The organism is Streptomyces sp. NPDC056296 (assembly GCF_042268605.1).
Classification (GTDB): Bacteria; Actinomycetota; Actinomycetes; order Streptomycetales; family Streptomycetaceae; genus Streptomyces.
Genome location: NZ_JBHJRX010000029.1, coordinates 22,982 through 45,788 on the forward strand (window position 1 = coordinate 22,982; position 22,807 = coordinate 45,788).

General features: G+C 71.1%; 18 protein-coding genes. 12 read left to right on the forward strand and 6 right to left on the reverse strand.

Annotated features, from left to right (window positions below; translation table 11 throughout):
- Positions 1–197 precede the first annotated feature (197 nt).
- Positions 198–692 (reverse strand): DinB family protein, encoded by a 495-nt coding sequence (locus ACFCZF_RS21830; protein ID WP_376673056.1) that lies wholly within the window; start codon positions 690–692, stop codon positions 198–200.
- A gap of 276 nt (positions 693–968) precedes the next feature.
- Positions 969–1,598 carry an SAM-dependent methyltransferase gene (locus ACFCZF_RS21835; protein ID WP_376673057.1) on the reverse strand — a complete coding sequence of 210 codons (630 nt, stop codon included), beginning with the start codon at positions 1,596–1,598 and terminating at the stop codon, positions 969–971.
- Between the two features lie 103 nt (positions 1,599–1,701).
- Here ACFCZF_RS21835 and ACFCZF_RS21840 point away from each other — a divergent pair, with 103 nt between their 5' ends.
- From ACFCZF_RS21840 to ACFCZF_RS21880, 9 genes are all read left to right on the forward strand, one after another.
- Positions 1,702–2,283, forward strand: coding sequence for a helix-turn-helix domain-containing protein (locus tag ACFCZF_RS21840; protein WP_376673058.1), 582 nt, complete (start codon positions 1,702–1,704; stop codon positions 2,281–2,283).
- A gap of 227 nt (positions 2,284–2,510) precedes the next feature.
- Positions 2,511–4,094, forward strand: a complete 1,584-nt coding sequence (locus ACFCZF_RS21845) for a S8 family serine peptidase (RefSeq protein ID WP_376673059.1) — start codon at positions 2,511–2,513, stop codon at positions 4,092–4,094.
- Positions 4,095–4,371: 277 nt separating this feature from the next.
- Positions 4,372–5,583, forward strand: coding sequence for a DUF4190 domain-containing protein (locus tag ACFCZF_RS21850; protein ID WP_376673060.1), 1,212 nt, complete (start codon positions 4,372–4,374; stop codon positions 5,581–5,583).
- Between the two features lie 147 nt (positions 5,584–5,730).
- Positions 5,731–6,483 carry a GntR family transcriptional regulator gene (locus ACFCZF_RS21855; RefSeq protein ID WP_375921441.1) on the forward strand — a complete coding sequence of 251 codons (753 nt, stop codon included), beginning with the start codon at positions 5,731–5,733 and terminating at the stop codon, positions 6,481–6,483.
- Between the two features lie 374 nt (positions 6,484–6,857).
- Positions 6,858–7,049 carry an SPOR domain-containing protein gene (locus tag ACFCZF_RS21860; protein WP_376673061.1) on the forward strand — a complete coding sequence of 64 codons (192 nt, stop codon included), beginning with the start codon at positions 6,858–6,860 and terminating at the stop codon, positions 7,047–7,049.
- An 85-nt stretch (positions 7,050–7,134) separates the two neighbouring features.
- Positions 7,135–7,557: a (deoxy)nucleoside triphosphate pyrophosphohydrolase gene (locus ACFCZF_RS21865; RefSeq protein WP_376673062.1), complete on the forward strand. Its 423-nt coding sequence runs from the start codon at positions 7,135–7,137 to the stop codon at positions 7,555–7,557.
- A gap of 136 nt (positions 7,558–7,693) precedes the next feature.
- Positions 7,694–8,104, forward strand: a complete 411-nt coding sequence (locus ACFCZF_RS21870) for an ATP-binding protein (RefSeq protein ID WP_375921482.1) — start codon at positions 7,694–7,696, stop codon at positions 8,102–8,104.
- Between the two features lie 291 nt (positions 8,105–8,395).
- Positions 8,396–10,990: a SpoIIE family protein phosphatase gene (locus ACFCZF_RS21875; RefSeq protein ID WP_376673063.1), complete on the forward strand. Its 2,595-nt coding sequence runs from the start codon at positions 8,396–8,398 to the stop codon at positions 10,988–10,990.
- A 241-nt stretch (positions 10,991–11,231) separates the two neighbouring features.
- Positions 11,232–12,392 carry a glycoside hydrolase family 18 protein gene (locus ACFCZF_RS21880; protein ID WP_376673064.1) on the forward strand — a complete coding sequence of 387 codons (1,161 nt, stop codon included), beginning with the start codon at positions 11,232–11,234 and terminating at the stop codon, positions 12,390–12,392.
- A gap of 4 nt (positions 12,393–12,396) precedes the next feature.
- Here the strand turns inward: ACFCZF_RS21880 and ACFCZF_RS21885 are convergent, their stop codons facing one another.
- Genes ACFCZF_RS21885 through ACFCZF_RS21900 form a run of 4 tightly spaced genes read right to left on the reverse strand, consistent with a single transcriptional unit; the run spans position 12,397 to position 16,253 of the window.
- Positions 12,397–13,161: a succinate dehydrogenase/fumarate reductase iron-sulfur subunit gene (locus tag ACFCZF_RS21885; protein ID WP_376673065.1), complete on the reverse strand. Its 765-nt coding sequence runs from the start codon at positions 13,159–13,161 to the stop codon at positions 12,397–12,399.
- A complete protein-coding gene (locus tag ACFCZF_RS21890; RefSeq protein WP_376673066.1) occupies positions 13,158–15,101 on the reverse strand; it encodes a fumarate reductase/succinate dehydrogenase flavoprotein subunit in 1,944 nt (647 codons plus the stop codon). Before ACFCZF_RS21890 ends, ACFCZF_RS21885 begins: the two co-directional genes overlap by 4 nt.
- On the reverse strand, positions 15,101–15,937 hold the full coding sequence (locus ACFCZF_RS21895) for a hypothetical protein (RefSeq protein WP_376673067.1): 837 nt from the start codon (positions 15,935–15,937) through the stop codon (positions 15,101–15,103). Before ACFCZF_RS21895 ends, ACFCZF_RS21890 begins: the two co-directional genes overlap by 1 nt.
- A gap of 28 nt (positions 15,938–15,965) precedes the next feature.
- Positions 15,966–16,253: a hypothetical protein gene (locus tag ACFCZF_RS21900; protein WP_375921418.1), complete on the reverse strand. Its 288-nt coding sequence runs from the start codon at positions 16,251–16,253 to the stop codon at positions 15,966–15,968.
- 361 nt (positions 16,254–16,614) lie between these two features.
- On the opposite strand from ACFCZF_RS21900, the gene ACFCZF_RS21905 reads away from it, so the two are divergent.
- From ACFCZF_RS21905 to ACFCZF_RS21915, 3 genes are all read left to right on the forward strand, one after another.
- Entirely contained in the window at positions 16,615–18,939 is a 2,325-nt protein-coding gene (locus ACFCZF_RS21905; protein ID WP_376673068.1) for an ABC transporter family substrate-binding protein, read from the forward strand.
- A 178-nt stretch (positions 18,940–19,117) separates the two neighbouring features.
- Positions 19,118–21,025 (forward strand): translational GTPase TypA, encoded by a 1,908-nt coding sequence (gene typA / locus ACFCZF_RS21910; protein ID WP_376673069.1) that lies wholly within the window; start codon positions 19,118–19,120, stop codon positions 21,023–21,025.
- Positions 21,026–21,726: 701 nt separating this feature from the next.
- Positions 21,727–22,770 (forward strand): ABC transporter permease, encoded by a 1,044-nt coding sequence (locus tag ACFCZF_RS21915; protein WP_375915424.1) that lies wholly within the window; start codon positions 21,727–21,729, stop codon positions 22,768–22,770.
- Positions 22,771–22,807: the final 37 nt, after the last annotated feature.

A 22,807-nucleotide genomic window follows, 5' to 3' on the forward strand; every position in this document is an offset into this window, starting at 1 on the left:
CGCTGTGATGCAGGCAACTTGGGCGGCCTTTGGGTGCGTGACACGGCACACACCGCCGGCGGGGAGGTTCCTGGCGTGCATCGACGGACCGCCCTGACGCGCCGTCAACCGGACGTCCGGCAACGCTGACGCGGTGCCGGTGCCGGTGCCGGTGCCGGTGCCTGTGCCTGTGCCGGTGCCGGTCGTCCTGGGTCGTGTCAGCGCCCCGTCGTGCCGTCGATCAGCTCACGGAGGATGTCCGCGTGACCGGCGTGGCGGCCGGTCTCCTCGATCATGTGGGTGAGCGCCCAGCGGACACTGGGTGCCGCACGGCCCGGCCGCGGCCGGGGGACCGGCTCGCCGAGGTCGTCCGTGCACTGGTCGAGGGCGGCGTTCGCGCGCTCGACGGTCGCCCGGTAGCGGGCGACGACGTCGGCGACGCCGTCCTCCGGTGCGGCGTGGAACGTCGCCTGCCAGTCGGTGACCTTCTCGCCCAGGAAGATCGCGCGCTCCACGAAGGTCAGGTGGTTGAGCAGACCGAGCAGGTTCGTGCCCGAGGGGACTTGGGCCGTGCGGACCTGCGGCTCGGGTGCGCCGTCGAACTTCGCGGCCATCGAGGTCCGGAGGTAGTCGAGGAACCCGCGCAGAACCTCGGCCTCGCTGCTTCCGGTCCGGGGCGGCGGGGTGTCCCCGCGGCGGGGTGCGGTGGGCATGGTGGCCTCCTTGGTCGGGGGCGGTTCTTGGGTGGGCCTGCCGGTCCTGGGTCGGGGGCGGTTCTTGGGTGGGCCGGTCCTGGATCGGGGGGCGGTTGTCGGGTGGGCCGGTCCTTGGCCGGCGCGAGCCCACCCCGGCCGGTCTTTCGTCCGGGGTGGCTCGCGGTCCGGCCGGTCCTTCGTCCGGGGTGGCTCGCGGTCCGGCCGGTCCTTCGTCGGGGGTGGCTCGCGGTCCGGCCGGTCAGGCCGGCCCGGCCGGGCCGGCCGTCCGGCCGGTCAGGCGGCGGTGCGGCGGATGAGCAGGACGTGGTCGACGACCTCGGCGGTGCGCCCGCCGGGGCCGGTCGCGATCCGGCGGGGCGCGGCGGCCCGCTCGACCGACCACGCCTCCGGATCCAGGGCGATGCCCGCCGCGACCTCCCGCGGGGTCGGGTACCGGATGTCCGGATCCTGGTTCCACGACCACGGCGCGGTGGAGCCGTGGTCGACGACCAGCAGCCGCCCGCCCGGGCGCAGCGCGTGCGCGGCCGTGCGCAGGACCGCCGCCCGGTCCAGGTCGAAGGGGGTGTGGAGGTAGTGGGCGGAGACCAGGTCGAACCGCCCCTCGGGGAAGGACGCGCGCAGGTCGTGCTGCTCGGCGGTGACCAGGTCGCCGAGGCCGAGTGAACGGGTGTGGTCGGCGAGCCGCTCGGCCGCCACGGCCGAGATGTCGACGGCGGTGACCCGCCATCCTCGGCGGGCGAGCCACAGCGCGTCGCCGCCGTCGCCACATCCGAGGTCAAGCGCGTCGCCGGGGGGCAGGTCGGTGACCGTCTCGACGAGACGGGCGTTCGGCCGGGGGGCGTCTGCCGACGGCCGGTCGGCGTAGACGCCGTCCCAGAACGTGACCGCATCGGTGGCGCTCATCGGAGCTCCTTCGTCTGTCGGGATTGCCTGACGGGATGCGGTCAGTCTCACCGGGCGCCGCGCGAACCGGCACGGAAACTTGCCGTTGTGGCAAGGTGGCCCGATGGACGCCGGAACGGACGACGTACTCGACGCGGTGGGCCCTCGGCTGCGTGCGCTGCGGCGCGACCGCGGCATCACCCTCACCGACCTCTCGGCGGCCACCGGAGTGTCGGAGAGCACGCTGTCCCGGCTGGAGAGCGGGCAGCGCCGGGCGACCCTGGAGCTGCTGCTGCCGCTCGCCCGGATCTACGACGTTCCGCTGGACGACCTCGTCGGTGCCCCGCGCACGGGCGACCCCCGTATTCACCTGAAGCCGATCCGGCGGTTCGGGATGGTCTTCGTGCCGCTGACCCGGCGGCCGGGCGGGACACAGGCCTTCAAGATGATCATCCCGAGCCGGCCCCGACCGCTCGAACCGACCCCGCAGACGCACGAGGGCTTCGAATGGCTCTACGTGCTCGTCGGCCGGCTGCGGCTGGTGGTCGGCGAGCGCGACCTGACGCTGGCGCCCGGTGAGGCCGCCGAGTTCGACACGTCGCTGCCGCACTGGCTGGGCAGTGCCGACGGCGGCGCGGTCGAGCTGCTCGTCCTGTTCGGCCTGCAAGGGGTGCGCGCGCACGTACGCGCCACGGCGGACGGCTGAACGACGGTTCAGGAAGCGACTCGGGAAGCAGGTCGCTCAAACGGCACAGGGGTCCGCACATCCGTGCAGGCCTCTTGTGTAATTCCTCTGGAAGCCTCAATCTTTCGGCTGACGCACCGAAGTCGCCCCAGATTGACATGACCATGACCCAATGGTCATCACCGGGTGCGGCCTGCTCGGCGTGCACGAACCCCACCACGCACCACCGACTGAGGAGGACCCCTCACATGGCAGTGCTGCGTCACACCCCCCACCGCACCACCCGGCGAAGACTGGCCGCCGTCAGCGCCGCGGCCACCGCGGCCCTCGCCGCGAGCCTCGTCTCCGCGCTCCCCGCCACCGCGGCGGAGGGCCGCATCCAGTACGAGGACGCGGCGAACGCGGTCGCCGGCAGCTACATAGTGACCCTGAAGGCGGACGAGGCGAAGTCCGGTTCCGCCGAGGGCCGCGCCGTCGCGAAGCGCCACGGCGCCGACATCGAGCGCACGTACACCAAGGCCCTCAACGGCTACGCGGTCGAGGCCTCCGAGACCGAGGCGAAACGTCTCGCCGCCGACCCGGCCGTCGCCTCCGTCGTCCAGAACCGCACCTTCCACGTCACCGGCACCCAGCCCAACCCGCCGTCCTGGGGCCTGGACCGCATCGACCAGCAGAACCGCCCGCTGGACAGCTCGTACACCTACCCGGACAGCGCCGGACAGGGTGTGACGGCGTACGTCATCGACACCGGCGTCCGCATCACCCACAACGACTTCGGCGGCCGCGCCTCCTACGGCTACGACGCCATTGACAACGACAACACCGCCCAGGACGGCCACGGCCACGGCACCCACGTCGCCGGCACCGTCGGCGGCAGCGCCTACGGCGTCGCCAAGCAGGCGAAGGTCGTCGGCGTCCGGGTGCTCGACAACTCCGGCTCCGGCACCACCGCGCAGGTCGTCGCCGGCATCGACTGGGTCGCCCGCAACGCCGTCAAGCCGGCCGTCGCCAACATGTCCCTCGGCGGCGGCGCCGACAGCGCCCTGGACACGGCCGTGCGCAACGCCATCGCCTCCGGCATCACCTTCGCCGTCGCGGCCGGCAACGAGTCCACCAACGCCTCCACCAAGTCCCCGGCCCGGGTGACGGAGGCGATCACGGTCGGCGCCACCACTTCGAGCGACGCCCGCGCGAGCTACTCCAACTACGGCTCGGTCCTGGACCTGTTCGCGCCCGGCTCGTCCATCACCTCCGCCTGGAACAGCGGCGACTCGGCCACCAACACCATCTCCGGTACGTCCATGGCGAGCCCGCACGTCGCCGGGGCCGCCGCCCTGTACCTGGCCGACAACCCCTCGGCCACCCCCTCCCAGGTCGCCTCCGCCCTGACGTCCACCGCCACCAGCGGCGTCGTCTCGAACCCGGGCAGCGGCTCGCCCAACCGGCTGCTGTACGTCGGCGACGGCGACACCACGCCCCCGCCGACCGGCGACCGCTTCGAGAACACCGGTGACCACACCATCCGGGACAACGCCACCGTCGAGTCCCCGGTGACCGTCTCCGGCGTCTCGGGCAACGCGCCTTCGTCCCTGGCCGTCGAGGTGAACATCGTCCACAGCTACATCGGTGACCTCCAGGTCCAGCTGGTCGCCCCGGACGGCTCGGCGTACACGCTGAAGTCGTACGGCACCGGCGGCAGCGCGAACGACATCAACACCACGTACACCGTGAACGCCTCCTCGGAGACCGCGAACGGCACGTGGAAGCTGCGCGTCAGCGACAACGCGTCCTGGGACACCGGGCGGATCGACGCCTGGGCCCTGCAGTTCTGACGGACCGATCCTGACGGACCGATCCTGACGGACCGATCCTGACGGACCACTCCTGATGGACCGCTCCTGACGGCAGCTCAGTGAAGAACCTCGCCCTCGCGGTGCGGCTCCGGGTCGACGACCCGGCCCACCGCGAGGGCGAGACGCGTTGAACACCGTGCCGCCGCGCACGCCTACCATGCGCTCAGTGATCGGCCGGCCGGCCACCTGTCGGGCCCGGCCGCCCCAGCCCCGCGGCGTCTTCGCGTCACCGCCCGAAAGCAGGAGCACGGTACACGTGTCCATACCGCCGCCGCCCGGCCCCCAAGGGCCCTACAACCAGGGGCAGTACCCGCAGGGGCAGTACCCACCGGGGCCGCCCCCGCCCGGCCAGTACCCGCAGGGGCCGTACCCGCCGCAGCAGCCGTATCCCGGCGGCTGGGGTCAGCCCTACGGGGCGTACCCCCGGCAGCCTCCCGTCAACGGCGTGGCCATCGCCGCGTTCGTGCTCGGCGTCCTGTGCTTCGTGCCGGCGGTCGGGCTCGTGCTGGGGCTGATCGCGCTGGCCCAGATCAGAAGGAGGGGCGAGCGGGGCAAGGGGTTCGCCGTGGCCGGTTCCGTGCTGTCGTCCGTGGGGCTGGCCCTGTGGGTGCTGTCGCTCTCCACGGGCGCCGCCGCCGACTTCTGGGACGGATTCCGGGACGCCGCGCGCGGCGAGGGCACCGCCTACTCGCTGGAGAAGGGCCAGTGCTTCACCACCCCCAGCGGATCTCTTCAGGGGGTGACGTACGACGTCGACGAGGTGCCCTGCGAGGAGGAGCACGACGGCGAGGTGTTCGCCGCCTTCGAGTTGCCGGGCGGATCCTTCCCGGGCGACGGGGAGATCACCCGGAAAGCCGACGAGCGGTGCTACGCCCTCCAGGACACGTACGCCATGGACCGGTGGGCCCTGCCGACCGACGTCGACGTGTACTACCTGACTCCGACCTCGCAGAGCTGGCGCACGGGCGACCGCGAGATCACCTGCCTGTTCGGGAACACGGACGAGCGGGGCACGCTGACCGGCTCGCTGCGCAGGGACGGCACGAGGCTCGACTCGGGCCAGCACACCTACCTGGTGGCGGAGGGCTTCCTCAACCGGGCCATGGACGAGATGCCGGTGGCGGAGACCGTCGAGGAGGACCTCGCCGGATACCAGGTGTGGGCGGGGCAGATGTCGCGGGCGCTCGTCCGGGAGACCGGGATGCTGCGCGGACACAGCTGGCCCGACGACGCCGAGCGGCCGGTCGCCGACCTGGTCGAGGACCTGGAGACGGCGCGGGAGGAGTGGGATCGGGCGGCCGAGGCGGCCGACGTCGACACGTACTACCTGCACCTCGACAAGGCCTTCGCGCTCATCGAGGCCGACTCGACGGTCACCGCCCGCAAGGCTCTGGGCCTGGATACCACGCCGCCGGTGTACGAGGAGAGCGGTGACGGTGAGGGAGAGAGCCCCGGCAAGGAGGTGTGACGGCGGCTATAGCGGGGAGAAAGTGCCTGCGTAAAGCCCTCCGACGATACAAGTCATCACATCGAGTGATTCTTTGGCCTTTGCTTGCCTGGCACAACCTACGGTTGCCACGCTGTTGCTGTCTGTACAACCTGATGGGAGCGGCCAGTGACTTTCGGTGAGCAGCCGGCGTATCTGCGTGTCGCGGGTGATCTCCGCAAGAAGATCGCCGACGGCCTGCTGCCGCCCCACACCCGCCTCCCGTCCCAGGCGCGGATCCGCGAGGAGTACGGCGTCTCGGACACCGTCGCCCTGGAAGCGCGCAAGGTGCTGATGGCCGAGGGGCTGGTCGAGGGCCGCTCCGGTTCGGGGACGTATGTGCGCGAGCGGCCCGTGCCCCGGCGCATCGCCCGCTCCGGGTACCGGCCGGCCGGCGGTGCCACCCCCTTCCGGCAGGAGCAGGCCGACGCCGGGACGCGCGGCACCTGGGAGTCGCGCAGCGAGCAGGCCGAGGCGAGCGGCGCCGTCGCCGAACGGCTCGGGATCAAGCCCGGGGACCGGGTGATGTGCACGCGGTACGTGTTTCGGGAGGGCGGCGAGGCCATGATGCTCTCCACCTCCTGGGAGCCGCTGGACCTCATCGGCCGGACGCCGGTGATGCTCCCCGAGGAGGGCCCGCTCGGCGGCATGGGTGTCGTGGAGCGGATGGCCGCCATCGACGTGGTCGTCGACAACGTCACCGAGGAGGTCGGCGCCCGCCCCGGCCTCGCCGAGGAACTGCTCGCCCTCGGGGGTGTTCCGGGGCACGTGGTCCTGGTCGTCCAGCGCACGTTCTACGCCTCGGGCCGGGCGGTCGAGACGGCCGACGTGGTCGTTCCGGCCGACCGCTACCGGGTGGCGTACCACCTGCCCGTCAAGTAGCGGCGGCGCCGGGGGAGTTCACGCGCCCGCCGGTGGTGTGAGATGGCGCACGCCTCTCGTGCGCCTCCCGCGCCCCTTTTCTCTGCTCGCACTGGTGTCCGTACCCCGCACCGCCGTCCGCGCGGTGCCGGGATCCGGTCGTTCTCGCAGGTCGTCCGCGAGGTTCCCGGTATGCCTCCGACCGGAAGCGTCGGCGCGCGCGGACGGCGCGTTTCGTATCGTGCGCCCCCTGTGTTCTGGCCGGTTGCGTACCTCTTTGTGTAAAGCCGTATTCGCTGCGTGAAGGTTAGGCGTAGGCTCGGGCATATGCGGATCGGGGTTTCCTTAGCGGGCGGGGCGCGGCGCGGGCCGTGGGTGGGAAGTGGAGGGGCGCGATGAACGACGGCACGGTCACTCTTCCCTGGCTGGTCTTCCGGCAGGACGACAACGGCAACCGCTACCGCGTGGGCAGGTACGCGACCAGGGCCGAGGCCCAGAAGATCGCGGACACCCTCGACGGTCGCGGCCACAAGCAGCTCTACTGGGTCGAGAAGCTCGGCCCGAACGGAACGGGCGCGGCGGGCTGACCGCGCCGACGGGACAAGCCGTAGGGCAGGACAGGCCGTAGGACAGGACAGGCCGTAGGGCAGGACAGGCCGTAGGCTCCGGCGCATGACGGAACGGATCGTGGTCGGCGCCGCCCTCATCGACGGCGGACGCCTGCTCGCCGCGCGCCGCAGCGCACCGGCCGAGCTGGCCGGACGGTGGGAGCTGCCTGGCGGCAAGGTCGAGGCGGGCGAGACGCCCGAGGCGGCGCTCGTGCGCGAACTGCGCGAGGAACTGGGCGTGACGGCCGAGCCCGGTGAGCGGGTCCCGGGGCAGTGGCCCCTGCGAGCGCCCTTCGTCCTGCACGTGTGGACCGCACGGCTGCTCCCCGGCTCCGCCTCCCCCGAGCCTCTGGAGGACCACGACGCGCTGCGCTGGCTCACCCCCGCCGAGATCTGGGACGTGCCCTGGCTCGACCAGGACGTGTCGGCCGTCGAGCGGGCGCTCGCCCACCTGGGGCCGGCGGCGACGGACGCGCGGGGCGTGTGAGCGCACCGGCGTGAGAGCCCCGTGCGCCGTTGATGCCACAGTGCGCCCTCCCGGGCGGTACCGGGGCCCGAATATCGGGTATGTGCCCATTAACCCCACGAAACCGGACAAGGGTGGGGGGTCGCCGGCCGGGGAAGTGATCGGCGTGATCGACAGCGAAGGCGGCTGTGCCGAATGGGTCTTTCCCGCGGCACCGGACGCCGTGCGGACCGCCCGCTCCCTGGTCCGCCGCACCCTGAGCGGATGGGACCTCGACAGCGTCGGCGACGTCGCCGCCCTGCTGGTCAGCGAGCTGGTCACCAACGCCCTGCGGCACGCCACCGGCCCCATCGGCGTCCGCCTGGTACGCCACCCCGCCGGGCCGGACGGCGTGCTGCTGGTGGAGGTCTCCGACCCGCTTCCGGACCCGCCCCGCGAGCGCGTCGCCCGCCCCGGGGACGAGGACGGCCGGGGCCTGCAACTGGTGGCCTCCTCCGCACGCCGCTGGGGAACCCGGCCCGGAGAGGTGGGCAAGACGGTGTGGTTCGAACTCGCGGTGCCGGAATGACCGGGTGTCACACCGTTTCACGGCGCCCGGAACCGTGCCGAAACGCCCCCGCGCCGGGCCCGGCCCCACGGGCCAACTGGTTCAGGCCAGTGGCAGTTGTGGAACTACGTGATTCGATGTCGTGTCCGCTGGTTAGAAGACTGGAAGTGTTGTCACGGTCCGGACCGAAAACCATCGGGACCGTGCTGTGATCGTGAACACCGTGTTGTGCGGCGCCGTAGTGCTGGATACTGCGGGCAGCCGCCCCCGGTGACCGGTGCCGGACGCGGTGAGCTGGAGGGGACGGTTCGCGTGAGCGAGATACCAGCGAGGGCCACGGAGTCCGAGGGCGCGTCGGACGGCGCGCCGTTCGGTGACGCGGTGTGGCAGAGCAGCCCGCCCGGCTCCATCTACGACTACATCAAGGTCGCGTCCTTCTCCATCGGTCCCGACGGACTCGTCGACCAGTGGAGCCTGCGCGCGGAGCAACTGCTCGGCATCCCGGCCGAGCACGCCGTGGGCACCGACCCCATCGACGCCTTCATCGACGCCGATCTGCGGGAACGCGGCCAGCGCAAGATGGCCGAGATCCTCGACGGACGGGAGTGGACCGGTGTGGTCCCCTTCCGGGTGCCGGACGCCGCGACCGACGGCGCACAGCGCGGACGCGGACAGCGTGGACAGCGCGGGCTCGCCGAGGTGTACGTCATGCCGACGCGCACGGAGGACGGGGAGAAGGCCGCCGTATGCATCGTCGTCGACGTCCGCGTCCTGCGCAGCATCGAGACCGACCTCGCCGCCTCGCAGGCCATATTCGGCCAGTCTCCGTTCGGCTTCCTGCTGATCGACCCCGACCTCCGGGTACGCCGCGCCAACCAGCGGTTCGCCTCCGTCTTCGGCGGCACGCCCGACGACCATCGCGGCAAGGGCGTCCACGACTACCTGCCGCGCGCCGAGGCCGACCGGGTCTCCGCCACCCTGCGCCGGGTGCTGGAGACCGGCGACTCCATCACCGACATGCACGTCACCGGCTTCGCGCCGGGCTCCGACGAACGCCGCCACTGGTCCGTCAACCTCTACCGCGTGCACAGCGGTTCCGGCCGTCCCATCGGCATCTCCTGGCTCGGAACCGACATCACCGCCCGCCGCGAGGCCGCCCGCGAGGCCGCCGCCTCCCGCCGCAACCTCGCCCTCCTCAACGAGGCGGGCGCCCGCATCGGCAACTCCCTCGACCTGGAGACCACCGCCCGCGAACTCCTCGACGTCGTCGTCCCCGGCTTCTGCGACCTGGCCACCGTCGACCTCTACCAGGGCCTGCTGGTGGGCGACGAGACCCCGCCGGGCCTCGCCGACGGCAGCGCGGAGCTGCGCCGCGTCGCCTTCTCCAGCGCGGTCTCCGAGGCGCCGGTCCTCGGCACCGGCGAGCAGGTCGAGCTGGGCGCCGTGCATCACTACCCGTTCAACTCGCCCTGCGCCGACGCCCTGCGCACCGCCCGTCCGCGCACCGTCCCCGCCGAGGAAGGCAGCCTCGTGCAGTCCACCCTCGCCGTGCCGATGGTCGCCCACGACACGGTCGTAGGACTCGCGCGGTTCGCCCGGACGAAGGGCAGCGAGCCGTTCGGGGACCGCGACCGCGACCTCGCCGTGGAACTGGCCGCGCGAGCCGCCGTATGCATCGACAACGCCCGCCTCTACCGGCGCGAACACGAACGCGCGCTGATACTGCAACGCTCCCTGCTCCCGCCCGGCGACCCCGAGGCGTCCGGCCTCGACATCGCCTGCCGCTACCTGCCCGGCAACGCGGCCACCGGCCGGTCCAGCGAGGTCGGCGGCGACTGGTTCGACGTGATCGAACTCCCTGGTCATCGCACCGCGCTGGTCGTCGGCGACGTCATGGGACGCGGTCTGCGCGCCGCCGTCGCGATGGGCGAACTCCGCACCGCCGTAAGGACGCTGGCGCAGCTCGACATCGAACCGGCCGAGGTGCTCTCCCAGCTGGACGAGATCGCGCGGGGCCTGGGCGCCCCGGGCGGCGTCCAGCAGGCGACCCGGGCCGCCCGCCGGCCCCGCGAGGCCGACCTCTCCGAGGTCTACCTGGCGACCTGCGTCTACGCCGTCTACGACTCGGTGACCAGGCGCTGCACCTTCGCCAACGCGGGCCACCTGCCGCCCGTCCTGGTCGAGCCCGGCGAGTCCGCGCTGATGCTGGACGTGCCGCCGGGCCTGCCGCTCGGCGTCGGCGGGGAGCCCTTCGAGGAGGTGGAGGTCGAACTACCCGAAGGCGCCCTGCTCGCGCTCTACACGGATGGACTGGTCGAAAGCCGCGACCACCCCCTCGACGAGGGACTCCAGGCCTTCGTAGGGGCACTCACGGACCCGGCGCGCCCCCTGGAGGACGTCTGCGACCAGGTCCTCAACACCCTCGACAGCCACCACGGCGAGGACGACATCGCCCTGCTGATGGCCCGCGTCCAGGGCCTGCCCAGCGAGTCCGTCGGCGACTGGACCCTGCCGCGCGAGCCGCGCAGCGTGGGCCGGGCCCGCGAGCTGGCCCGTGCCAAGCTGCTCGACTGGGACATGGAATCGCTGGTCGACACGACGGAACTGCTCGTCAGCGAGCTGGTCACCAACGCCCTGAGGTACGGCGAGGGCGAGATCAGACTCCGCCTCCTCCTCGACCGCACGCTGGTCTGCGAGGTCTGGGACTCCGGCCTGGTCCAGCCCCGCCGGCGTCGCGCCCGCGACACCGACGAGGGCGGCCGCGGCCTGCAACTGGTCGGCCTGCTCAGCGCGGCCTGGGGCTCGCGCCGTACGCCGCGCGGCAAGACGGTGTGGTTCGAACTGCCCCTGCCGGGCGACGACACCCGGCTCACCGACCCGGCGGAGGCGTTGCTGAGCCTGTTCTGACCCGGCCCGGGGTCGTACGGGTCCGGGCCCGCCGGGTGCGACGCAGGTGCCCGTACCCGGCCAGCAGCAACGCCGCCCCGGCCGTGACCAGGGGCGGCACCAGATCGGCGGAGATCATCGCCACGCACCCCTGACCGCAACCGGAACACCGGTTCGAGTCGTCCCCGCTGGCAACACGCTCGGAGCGTATGCGCGGTAACCGGCCACCGCGACCGGAGCCGGGCCACAGGGAGGGGACACCGTGGAGGACACGGAACCGAGACAGAACGAACCGGCACCCGCCGACGGTGAGGGCGCTCCACCGGGGCCACCCGCACCCGACGACGAAAGCAGCACGGGTGGTGCGGGTGGGAACAGGGACGCCGAAGGCGAAGCCGAGGCCACCGGACGAACACGCCGCCGCACTCGCATCCGCCGGACGGCCCTCGCCGTCCTCCTGGTCCTGATCCTCCCCCTGCTCACCGCCGGCGCGGCCCTCCGCGTCAACTACATGGGCGACCCCGCCGACGGCACCTACACCAGGAACCGCGACGCGATGTGGCTCGGCCACGCCTGGGTCGACGGCCGCAAGGACGACGCGGACCTCACCGCCTTCGCCCGCCGCATCGAGAGCACCGGCATCCGCGACCTGTACGTCCACACCGGCCCGCTGGAACACGACGGCACGCTGCCCGAGTCCCGCTACCCCAAGGCCCGCCGGCTGATCGACGCCGTGCACCGCGAGCTGCCCGGCGTCCGCGTCCAGGCATTCCTCGGCGACGTCCTCGTCACCGAGGGCCCCGACGGCATGCACCTCGACCGCGCCGACACCCGCGCCGCCGTCGTCGACTCCGCCCGCCAGGTCCTGGACGCGGGCTACGACGGCGTCCACCTCGACCTGGAGCCCCTGCACTCCGGCGACCGGAACTACCTCTCCCTCCTGGACGACCTGCGCGCCGTCACCCGTGCCAAGGACGCGCAGCTGTCGGTGGCCGCTCACCAGATCGACCCGCTCCCGGCCCTGCACTCCGTCTTCGGCGTCTTCACCGAGAACCCCAAGTGGTGGTCGCAGGAGTTCTTCGGCGAGGTCGCCCGCCGCGTCGACCAGATCGCCGTGATGACCTACGACACCGCGCAGCCGCTGGAGGGCACCTACGGCGGCTACGTGGCCCAGCAGACCTCCCTCGCCCTGGAGGTCACCCCGCCCACCACCCACCTGCTGATGGGCCTGCCCTTCTACTACGAGAGCAACTTCGACCACTGGGGCCACGCCGAGACAGTCGAGGCCGCCGTCCGGGGCGTCCGCCTCGGTCTGTCCCGGACGGACGCCGACCGGAAGCTCTTCGGTGTCGCCCCGTACATCGACTTCGCGGCGACGGAGACGAACTGGGACGAGTACCGGGAGGGCTGGGTGAACCCGTGACCCCCTAACGCCGCCTGATCTTCGACCCCAGCCACACCAGCGGGTCGTACTTGCGGTCCACGGCCCGCTCCTTCAGCGGGATCAGCGCGTTGTCCGTGATCTTGATGCCCTCGGGGCAGACCTCCGTGCAGCACTTGGTGATGTTGCAGTAGCCGAGGCCGTGCTCGTCCTGGGCCGTGCGCCCGCGGTCCAGGCCGGTGTCGCCGGCCGCGTCCAGCGGGTGCATGTCCAGTTCGGCGACGCGCATGAGGAAACGCGGGCCTGCGAAGGCCGGCTTGTTCTCCTCGTGGTCACGGACGACATGGCAGGTGTCCTGGCACAGGAAGCACTCGATGCACTTGCGGAACTCCTGCGAGCGGTCCACGTCCTCCTGCATCATCCGGTACTCGCCCGGCCCGAGGTCGGCGGGCGGGACGAAGGACGGGACCTCTCGGGCCTTGGTGTAGTTGAAGCCGACGTCCGTCACCAGGTCGCGGACGACCGGGAAGGCGCGCAGGGGCGTGACGGTGATCGTCTCCTCGGGGGTGAAGACGGACATACGGGTCATGCAGAGCAGCCGCGGACGCCCGTTGATCTCCGCCGAGCACGAACCGCACTTGCCCGCCTTGCAGTTCCAGCGCACGGCGAGGTCGGGGGCCTGGGTGGCCTGGAGGCGGTGGATGATGTCCAGGACCACCTCGCCCTCGTTCACCTCGACGCGGAAGTCCTCCAGACGGCCGCCCTCGACGTCGCCCCGCCACACCTTGAAGCGGGCCTCGTAGCCGCTCATTCGGAAAGCTCCTCATCGGCGAGGTACTTGACCAGCTCGTCCTTCTCGAAGAGGGCGAGCAGGTCCGGTCGGACGGGCTCGGTGGTCTGCCGCTCCAGCGCGATCTGGCCGCGCTCGGGATCCGCTGCCGCCGAACCGCCGCTCGGGTCGGCCAGGGAACACAGCAGGTTGGCCGGGCGCCACCGGCGGTCCATCGACGGATGGTCCTCGCGGGTGTGCCCGCCGCGGGACTCGGTGCGTTCCAGCGCGGCCCGCGCCACGCACTCGCTGACCAGCAGCATGTTGCGCAGGTCCAGGGCGAGGTGCCAGCCCGGGTTGAACTGCCGGTGCCCCTCCACGCCCGCTCGCCGGGCCCGTACCCGCAGCTCCGCGAGTTTCTCCAGGGCCTGCTTCATCTCCGGCTCGCGGCGGATGATGCCGACCAGGTCGTTCATCGTCTGCTGGAGCTCCTGGTGGAGGGTGTACGGGTTCTCCGGCGGCCCCTCGGACGGCTCGGGCGCCTCCGCCTCGGCGGAGAACGGCCGCAGCGCCTCCGCGGCGGCGGCGTCGACCTGCACGTCGTCCACCCGTGGCCGTGCTCCCGGGGCCCGACCCGCCGCGTACTCGGCCGCGTGCCAGCCCGCCCGGCGCCCGAACACCAGCAGGTCGGACAGCGAGTTGCCGCCGAGCCGGTTGGAGCCGTGCATGCCGCCGGCCACCTCACCGGCCGCGTACAGCCCCGGCACCCCGCGCGCGGCGGCCGTGTCGGAGTCGACGGCGATGCCGCCCATCACGTAGTGGCAGGTGGGCCCGACCTCCATCGGCTCGGCCGTGATGTCGACGTCGGCCAGCTCCTTGAACTGGTGGTACATGGAGGGCAGCCGGCGCTGGATCACCTCGGCCGGCATCCGCGTCGAGACGTCGAGGAAGACACCGCCGTGCGGGGAGCCCCGGCCCTCCTTCACCTCGGAGTTGATCGCGCGCGCGACCTCGTCCCGGGGGAGCAGCTCGGGGGGCCGCCGGTTGTGGTCCGGGTCGTCGTACCAGCGGTCGCCCTCCTCCTCCGTCACCGCGTACTTGTCCTTGAAGACGTCGGGGACGTAGTCGAACATGAACCGCTTGCCCTCGGAGTTCCTGAGCACCCCGCCGTCGCCGCGCACCGACTCCGTGACGAGGATGCCCTTGACCGACGGCGGCCAGACCATGCCCGTCGGGTGGAACTGCACGAACTCCATGTTCAGCAGCGGCGCCCCGGCCAGCAGCGCCAGCGCGTGGCCGTCGCCCGTGTACTCCCACGAGTTCGACGTCACCTTGAAGGACTTGCCGATGCCGCCCGTGGCGATCACCACCGAGGGCGCCTCCAGGACGAAGAACCGGCCGGTCTCCCGCTCGTAGCCGAAGACGCCCGAGACCTGGCCGCCGTCCTTGAGCACCCGGGTGACCGTGCACTCCTGGAAGACCTTCAGACGGGCCTCGTAGTCGCCGGTCTCCCTGAAGTCCTCCTGCTGGAGCGAGACGATCTTCTGCTGGAGGGTGCGGATCAGCTCCAGGCCGGTACGGTCGCCGACGTGGGCGAGGCGCGGGTACTCGTGGCCGCCGAAGTTGCGCTGCGAGATCCGGCCGTCCTTCGTACGGTCGAACAGCGCGCCCCAGGTCTCCAGCTCCCATACCCGCTGCGGCGCCTCCTGGGCGTGCAGCTCGGCCATCCGCCACTGGTTGAGGAACTTGCCGCCGCGCATGGTGTCGCGGAAGTGGACCTGCCAGTCGTCGCCGGAGTTGGCGTTGCCCATGGCGGCGGCGATGCCGCCCTCGGCCATCACGGTGTGCGCCTTGCCGAACAGCGACTTGCAGATCACGGCCGTACGGGCGCCCCGCTCGCGGGCCTCGATGGCGGCGCGCAGCCCGGCGCCGCCCGCGCCCACCACGACGACGTCCCACTCCTGGCGGTCGACCACGGACATCAGAACAACCTCGGATCGTCGAAGGCACCGGACGCGACCAGGTACACGTAGAAGTCGGCGAGCGCCACGCTCACCAGTGACGTCCAGGCGAGCAGCATGTGGCGGGCGTTGAGCTTCCCGACCCACTGCCACATCCGGTAGCGCACGGGGTGCCGGGAGAAGTGCTTGAGCTTGCCGCCGACGATGTGCCGGCAGGAGTGGCAGGAGAGGGTGTACGCCCAGATCAGCACGATGTTGGCCAGGAACACCAGGGTGCCCAGGCCCATGTGGCCCCAGGCGTAGTGCTCGTCGCGGAAGGCGAGCACGGTGTCGTAGGTGAGGATGAGCGCGACCAGGAGCGCGGCGTAGAAGAAGTACCGGTGGATGTTCTGCAGGATGAGCGGGAAGCGGGTCTCGCCGGTGTACTTCTTGTGCGGCTCGGCCACCGCGCAGGCCGGCGGGGACGCCCAGAAGCCCCGGTAGTAGGCCTTGCGGTAGTAGTAGCAGGTGAGGCGGAAGCCGAGCGGGAAGATCAGGATGATGATCGCGGGGGAGATGCCCCACCAGCTTCCGAACAGCTCCCAGTTGGGGCCGCCGCGCATCGGCTCGCAGTTCTCCGCCAGACAGGGGGAGTAGAACGGCGAGACGTACGGGGCCGCGTAGTAGTCCGCGTTGGCGAAGGCCCGCCAGGTCGAGTAGACGACGAAGGCGAGCAGGCCCGCGGCGGTGGCGGCGGGCGCCAGCCACCAGCGGTCGGTGCGCAGGTGCGGGGCGCGGATGGCGGCGCGCGTCGGGGTGTGGACGCCGCCGCCTCGGGGATGGGGTTCGGTGGCTGGAGGTTCCGTACCAGTGGCCACTGGGCGACTCCGGTCGGTCGGGTCGGGTTCAGGGGGCGCGGCGGTCGCGGGCGCCGAGGCCCTCGTCGTCCGAGTCCGTCCACAGCGAGCCGTCGTACGGCGTGTCGGGGATCGGGACGAGGTCCGGACGCTTGGGCGCGTCCGGTGCGGCTGACGCCGCCCGCAGCAGCGCGACGCTCTCGCGCAGATGGTCGGCGTCGGTGCGGACGCGGCGGATCTCGAGGCCGCCGCCCAGCTGCTGTTCCAGCCGGGCCACCGACCGGGACAGGTCGTCGAGACCGCGTTGGATCGATGACAGGTCGTCGTGCACGGACATGACGTGACCTCACTTCCGTAGGGCACGGCACGGGGCCGGTCCTGGTGGCGACGTTCATGCGCCTGCGAGTGTCGCGCGTCACACCTGTCGCTGGGAAGGGATATGCAGCGATTGGCCGGGGCGTGTCGGTGCATCAGGGGTGGCGTTGCGCCGCACGGGTGACGTTACGCACCGTCGTCGCCGTGTCTCCCAGCGTCGCCGAACCGTTTCCTCTTCAGTGGCGGCATCCCTGCCCGGGATACAAATGATCAACTCCAATACTGCATATAACGCATAACGCATAACGCACTCAACGTACTCGTACAACGCATATGCCGCCACAAGTGATCACCACGCCCGCGGCCTTCCGGAGGTAGCAGAGATGTCCCACGTCGGCGTCGGACCGCGCGCGGTGACGCGCTCGGTCGCCTTCCTCACCGCGGGCGTGCTCGCGGTCCCCGCGCTGGCCGGCTGCAGCTCCGAGGACCCGTCGGGCAAACCGCTCGCCGAGCAGGACATCGCCTCGGCGAGCCGCGCCCGGGTCTCCGACGGCGGCACCCTGCGCTGGGCCGTGGACTCCGTACCTGACACGCTGAACACCTTCCAGTCGGACGCCGACGCCACCTCGGCCCGCGTCGCGCAGGCCGTGCTGCCGTCGATGTACCGGATGGACGAGACCGGCCGCCCGGTGCGCAATCCGGACTACCTGGAATCGGCCGAGGTCGTCGAGACCGAGCCCAAGCAGGTCGTCGTCTACAAGCTCAACCAGCAGGCCGTATGGAGCGACGGCCGGGAGGTCGGCGCCGCCGACTTCGCCGCCCAGTGGCGCGCCCTGTCCGGCAAGGACAGCGCCTACTGGACCGCCCGCAACGCCGGCTACGACCGCATCGAGAAGATCCAGCGCGGCGCCGGCGACCTGGAGGTCAAGGTCACCTTCAGCCGTCCCTACGCCGACTGGAAGTCGCTGTTCACGCCGCTGTACCCGAAGGACGTCATGGGCACCCCGGACGCCTTCAACGACGGCGCGCGGCGCAAGCTCAAGGTCACCGCCGGTCCCTTCGCCGTCAAAGAGGTCGACACCAAGGACGACGAGGTCGTCCTCACCGGCAACCCGCGCTGGTGGGGGGAGCCGGCCAAGCTGGACCGGATCGTGCTGCGCGCCGTACCCCGCGACGAGCGGGTCTCCGAGCTGGTCGCGGGCAAGCTCGACCTGGCCGAGATCGACCCGGACACCGCCGACCAGGTCGGCCTGGCCGCCGCCCCCCGGGACGCCGCCACCGGCACCCCGCTCATGGGCCCGGACGGCACCCCGGCCGCGGGTTCGGGCGGCTCACCGCTCCCCGGCCCGCAGGGCAGGTCCGCCGCCCAGGCACTGCGCTCCTGGGCGGTCGCCAACGGCTCCGACGAGGAGGCCGCCGAGGAGGAGATCCTGGCCCGCGAGGAGCGGCGCGAGGCCCGGGCGAAGCTCGAACGCCGGCGGAAGGCCCTGAGCGGCTTCGAGGTCCGCAAGTCGCTGGAGCCCGCCTACACCCAGCTCGCCCTGAACGGCGCCGACGGCCCCCTCGCCGACGAGCGCGTCCGGCGGGCCGTGGCCCGCGCCCTGGACCGCGAGAAGCTGGCCAAGGCGGTGCTGGGTCCGCTGGACCTGCCCGCCGAGCCCGTGGGCAGCCACCTCGCCCTGTCCGGCCAGGCCGCCTACGCCGACGGCAGCGGCGCCCTCGGCGACCAGAACGCCAAGGAGGCCAGGGCCCTGCTCGCGGACGCCGGATGGGTGCCCGGCGGGCCCGTGAAGGAGTCCGAGGAGGGCGAGAAGGCGGCCGGCGCCAAGGGTGAGAAGGACAAGGACGGCAAGGACGAGAAGAAGTCCGAGGGCGGCGACGACGGGACGTACATCGTCGGCGAGGACGGCAAGAACACGGACGACAAGGAGAAGGAAGAGAAGGGGGAGAAGGAGAAGGGAGAGAAGGGAGAGAAGGGAGAGAAGGGAGAGAAGGGAGAGAAGGGAGAGAAGGGAGAGAAGGGGGAGAAGGAGAAGAGGGAGCACAGCAGCGGCAAGAACACCGCGCAGGGCGGCGCCCCCGGCGCCTACGCCCCCAAGGGCACCGCCGCCCCGGCCGGCTCCGCGACGGGCCCGCTCGCCAAGGACGGCAAGGCGCTCACCCTGCGCTTCGTCCTCCCCTCCGGCCCCGGCTCCGAGGCCCTGCGCACCGTCGCCGACCGCATCTCGGACATGCTGGAGAAGATCGGCATCGGCACCGACATCACCAAGGTCCCGGACGAGAGCTACTTCAAGGACCACGTCGCCTCCGGCGAGTACGACCTGGCGCTCTACTCCTGGCCCGCCTCCGCCTTCCCCGCCACCGACGCCCGCCCGATCTACGCCAAGCCCGTCCCGGCCGCCGACGGCTCCCTGAACGTCGCGCAGAACTACACCCGGGTCGGCACCGACCAGGTCGACCAGCTCTTCGACCAGGCCATGGCGACGCTGGACCAGAAGGAGGCCCGGGACCTGCTCCGCAAGGCCGACTCGCGGATCTGGGCGGCGGCCGGCTCCATCCCCCTCTACCAGCGCCCCCAGCTCGTGGCGGCCCGGAAGAACCTCGCCAACGCGGGCGCCTTCGGCTTCGAGACCCCGGTCTACGAGGACATGGGCTTCCTCAAGAAGGGCGCCCCCGGCTCGCGGCCGTCGGCCACTCCCTCGTCCTGACCAGGTGTCCGGGACGTCCTGACCGGGGCGCCCCGGCCCGGGTGTACAGCACCCGGGAAGCCCCAGTCCCCGGGGCCCCGTACCATTGGGTGAGGCCGTGGCATGTATCGCCCGGCAGGCCCGCGTGACACGGACGTACGCGAGGGCCGTCCTCACACCCTCCGGGAGTACGCCTCATATGGCCACGCGCCACGACATCCGCAACGTCGCCATCGTCGCCCACGTCGACCACGGCAAGACCACCATCGTCGACGGCATGCTGAAGCAGGCCGGCGCCTTCGCCGCGCACCAGCTCGAAGGCGTCGACGACCGCATGATGGACTCGAACGACCTGGAGCGTGAGAAGGGCATCACGATCCTCGCCAAGAACACGGCGGTGAAGTACCACCCGAAGGATGGCAGCGACGTCATCACCATCAACATCATCGACACCCCCGGCCACGCCGACTTCGGCGGCGAGGTCGAGCGCGGTCTGTCGATGGTGGACGGCGTCGTCCTGCTCGTGGACGCCTCCGAGGGCCCGCTGCCGCAGACCCGCTTCGTGCTGCGCAAGGCGCTCAGCCAGCGGCTGCCGATCATCCTCTGCATCAACAAGACGGACCGCCCGGACGCCCGGATCGACGAGGTCGTCAACGAGACGTACGACCTCTTCCTCGACCTGGACGCCGACGAGGAGCAGATCGAGTTCCCGATCGTCTACGCGTGTGGCCGGGACGGCGTCGCCTCCCTCACCAAGCCCGACGACGGCACGGTCCCGTCCGACTCCACCAGCCTGGAGCCGTTCTTCTCGACGATCCTGGACCACATCCCGGCCCCGGTCTACGACGAGGCCGCCCCGCTCCAGGCGCACGTGACCAACCTGGACGCGGACAACTTCCTCGGCCGTATCGCCCTGCTGCGCGTCCATCAGGGCGAGCTGAAGAAGGGCCAGACGGTCGCCTGGATGAAGCGCGACGGGTCCGTGCAGAACGTGCGGATCTCCGAGCTGATGATGACCGAGGCGCTCACCCGCAAGCCGGCCGAGAAGGCCGGCCCCGGTGACATCTGCGCGGTCGCCGGTATCCCGGACATCATGATCGGCGAGACCCTGGCCGACCAGGAGAACCCGGTTCCGCTGCCGCTGATCACGGTGGACGAGCCCGCGATCTCCATGACCATCGGCACCAACACCTCGCCGCTGGTCGGCCGCGGCGCCACCGGCAAGGGTGCGGACAACAAGGCGGCCGTCAAGGACCGCAAGGTCACCGCCCGCCAGGTCAAGGACCGCCTGGACCGCGAGCTGATCGGCAACGTCTCGCTCCGCGTCCTGGACACCGAGCGCCCGGACGCCTGGGAGGTGCAGGGCCGCGGTGAGCTGGCGCTGGCCATCCTGGTCGAGCAGATGCGCCGTGAGGGCTTCGAGCTGACCATCGGCAAGCCGCAGGTGGTCACCAAGGACGTCGAGGGCAAGACGTACGAGCCCGTCGAGCGCATGACGATCGACGTGCCCGAGGAGCACATGGGTGCGGTCACGCAGCTCATGGGCGTGCGCAAGGGCAGGATGGACAACATGTCCAACCACGGCTCCGGCTGGGTCCGCATGGAGTTCGTGGTCCCCTCCCGCGGCCTGATCGGCTTCCGCACGGAGTTCCTGACCCAGACCCGCGGCACCGGCATCGCCCACTCCATCCACGAGGGCCACGAGCCCTGGTTCGGCACCCTCACGACCCGTAACAACGGCTCGCTGGTCGCCGACCGCTCCGGTGCCGTCACCGCGTTCGCGATGACGAACCTCCAGGAGCGCGGCGTGCTCTTCACGGAGCCCGGCACCGAGGTGTACGAGGGCATGATCGTCGGCGAGAACTCCCGCGCCGACGACATGGACGTCAACATCACCAAGGAGAAGAAGCTCACCAACATGCGGTCGTCCTCGGCCGACTCGTTCGAGGCGATCGTCCCGCCGCGCAAGCTCTCGCTGGAGCAGTCGCTGGAGTTCTGCCGCGACGACGAGTGCGTCGAGGTGACCCCGGAGGCCGTTCGCATCCGCAAGGTGAACCTGGACGCCCGCGAGCGCGCCCGCGCCGCGAGCCGCGCCAAGCACAACTGATCCACCCGCCGCCGGCGCACAGCCGGCAGCACCCAGCGGAGCCCGGGTGCCCCCATCATGGGGGCACCCGGGCTTTTTTCAACCGGTTTTCCGTGGCCCCAGCACCCTTCTGGCACCCTTCCGGCGGCCCTCGGTGTCCGAAACACGGAGATCGACGCCCGATAGCCAGGTAACACGTCCGTTTCGCGGCCTTCTCGTCCCGAACAGTTTGTCCAGATTTTGGAAGATCTCCCTGTCAGCTGTGACTGAATTGAGATTTAAAGACGGTGGTCGGTCCTTCTGGTCATGGCAGATAGTTAGCCGCGTAGCGCTCGGGTCAATGGGTCACGCGCTGTGGGGACAGCGCCGACTCACGAGCACCAGGGGGTGTCTGACCTTCCGTCAGGGGTGTCGGAAGGCAGATGTGCGCCCCCTCCTGTCGGTGAACACGTGGAGTCATGAGGAGGAGCCCCATGCGCGGTGTCACGAACACCAGGTGGGTCACACGGTCCGTCGCCCCCAACTTCGCCCCGTCGGACGGCGATCGACTCTAGGGAGCGGGCCGGTCGCTGACGTCCGGGCATCCGGCTACGCGCGTCCGGCTGCGGGTTTCCCGCATACCACGGGACCACTCGACGCTTCTTCATGATCCGTTCCGCGATCGCGCACACCCTGCGCCGGTCGTCGGTTCGGCACACCCACACCTGTGAAATGGGCGAACTGTGACAAGTCCAATCGACCTTGAGGGCGGCGGAACGCCGGCCGCCGTCGACGGCGCACCGGAGCCGGCCCGGAAGAGCGAGACCAGCAGTCTCGAGGGACGGTCTCCCGGGCAGTTGATGTGGCTGCGCTTCAAGCGCGACCGGACCGGTGTCGTCTGCGCCTGGATCGTGCTCGGCTACTTCCTGATCTCCGCACTGGCACCGGTGATCGCCAAGCTCTACGGCAAGAACCCGTACACCCTGTACGGCCAGGACCCCGAGTACACGACCGACAGCCCAGTCCTCGACGAGTTCGGGCTGCCGCTCGGCTACTTCGGCGGCGTCTCCGGGGACCACTGGTTCGGCGTCGAGCCGCAGTTCGGCCGCGACGTCTTCACCATGCTCCTCTACGGCATGCGCACCTCGCTGTACATGGCGCTGGGCGTGACCACGCTGCTGATGCTGACCGGTGTCCTCATCGGCCTGGTCGGCGGTTACTTCGGCGGGCGGACCGACTACTTCCTCGGCCGGTTCACCGACTTCTTCCTCTCCTTCCCGCAGCAGCTCTTCTTCATCGCCTTCATGCCGGTGGTGACCTCGTTCTTCGTCGACCCGCGGGACGAGACGCCCACCTACTTCCGGGCGCTGGCCATCCTGATCGTGCTGTGGCTGCTGGGCTGGATGGGCATGTCCCGCCTGGTGCGGTCGACCGTGCTGTCCCTGCGGGAGCGGGAGTTCGTCGAGGCCGCCAAGATCGCCGGCGCCTCTCCCTGGCGGATCATCCGCAAGGAGATCCTGCCGAACGTGGTCTCGCCGATCCTCATCCAGTTCACGTACCTGCTCCCCAGCACGATCCTCAGCATCGCGTTCCTGTCCTTCGCCGGAGTCGGCTTCGTCGAGCCGACCCCCGACTGGGGGCGCATGTTCGCCACCGGTGCCAAGGTCGCCGAGCAGGACCCGGCGTTCATGTTCTTCCCGGGCGTGGCGCTGGTCATCTTCGTCCTGTGTTTCAACCTCCTCGGAGACTCCGTGCGGGACGCCCTCGACCCCAAGTCAGGACGGTAGGAGGGGTCCATCGGTGGGGGGACTGCCGCCCCTGCGC

What these genes read in the sequence shown, in the direction of transcription:
- ACFCZF_RS21830 (WP_376673056.1), bottom strand. Translation starts at nt 692, where the DNA reads ATGCCCACCGCACCCCGCCGCGGGGACACCCCGCCGCCCCGGACCGGA.
- ACFCZF_RS21835 (WP_376673057.1), bottom strand. Translation starts at nt 1,598, where the DNA reads ATGAGCGCCACCGATGCGGTCACGTTCTGGGACGGCGTCTACGCCGAC.
- ACFCZF_RS21840 (WP_376673058.1), top strand. Translation starts at nt 1,702, where the DNA reads ATGGACGCCGGAACGGACGACGTACTCGACGCGGTGGGCCCTCGGCTG.
- ACFCZF_RS21845 (WP_376673059.1), top strand. Translation starts at nt 2,511, where the DNA reads ATGGCAGTGCTGCGTCACACCCCCCACCGCACCACCCGGCGAAGACTG.
- ACFCZF_RS21860 (WP_376673061.1), top strand. Translation starts at nt 6,858, where the DNA reads ATGAACGACGGCACGGTCACTCTTCCCTGGCTGGTCTTCCGGCAGGAC.
- ACFCZF_RS21865 (WP_376673062.1), top strand. Translation starts at nt 7,135, where the DNA reads ATGACGGAACGGATCGTGGTCGGCGCCGCCCTCATCGACGGCGGACGC.
- ACFCZF_RS21885 (WP_376673065.1), bottom strand. Translation starts at nt 13,161, where the DNA reads ATGAGCGGCTACGAGGCCCGCTTCAAGGTGTGGCGGGGCGACGTCGAG.
- ACFCZF_RS21890 (WP_376673066.1), bottom strand. Translation starts at nt 15,101, where the DNA reads ATGTCCGTGGTCGACCGCCAGGAGTGGGACGTCGTCGTGGTGGGCGCG.
- ACFCZF_RS21900 (WP_375921418.1), bottom strand. Translation starts at nt 16,253, where the DNA reads ATGTCCGTGCACGACGACCTGTCATCGATCCAACGCGGTCTCGACGAC.
- ACFCZF_RS21905 (WP_376673068.1), top strand. Translation starts at nt 16,615, where the DNA reads ATGTCCCACGTCGGCGTCGGACCGCGCGCGGTGACGCGCTCGGTCGCC.
- typA (WP_376673069.1), top strand. Translation starts at nt 19,118, where the DNA reads ATGGCCACGCGCCACGACATCCGCAACGTCGCCATCGTCGCCCACGTC.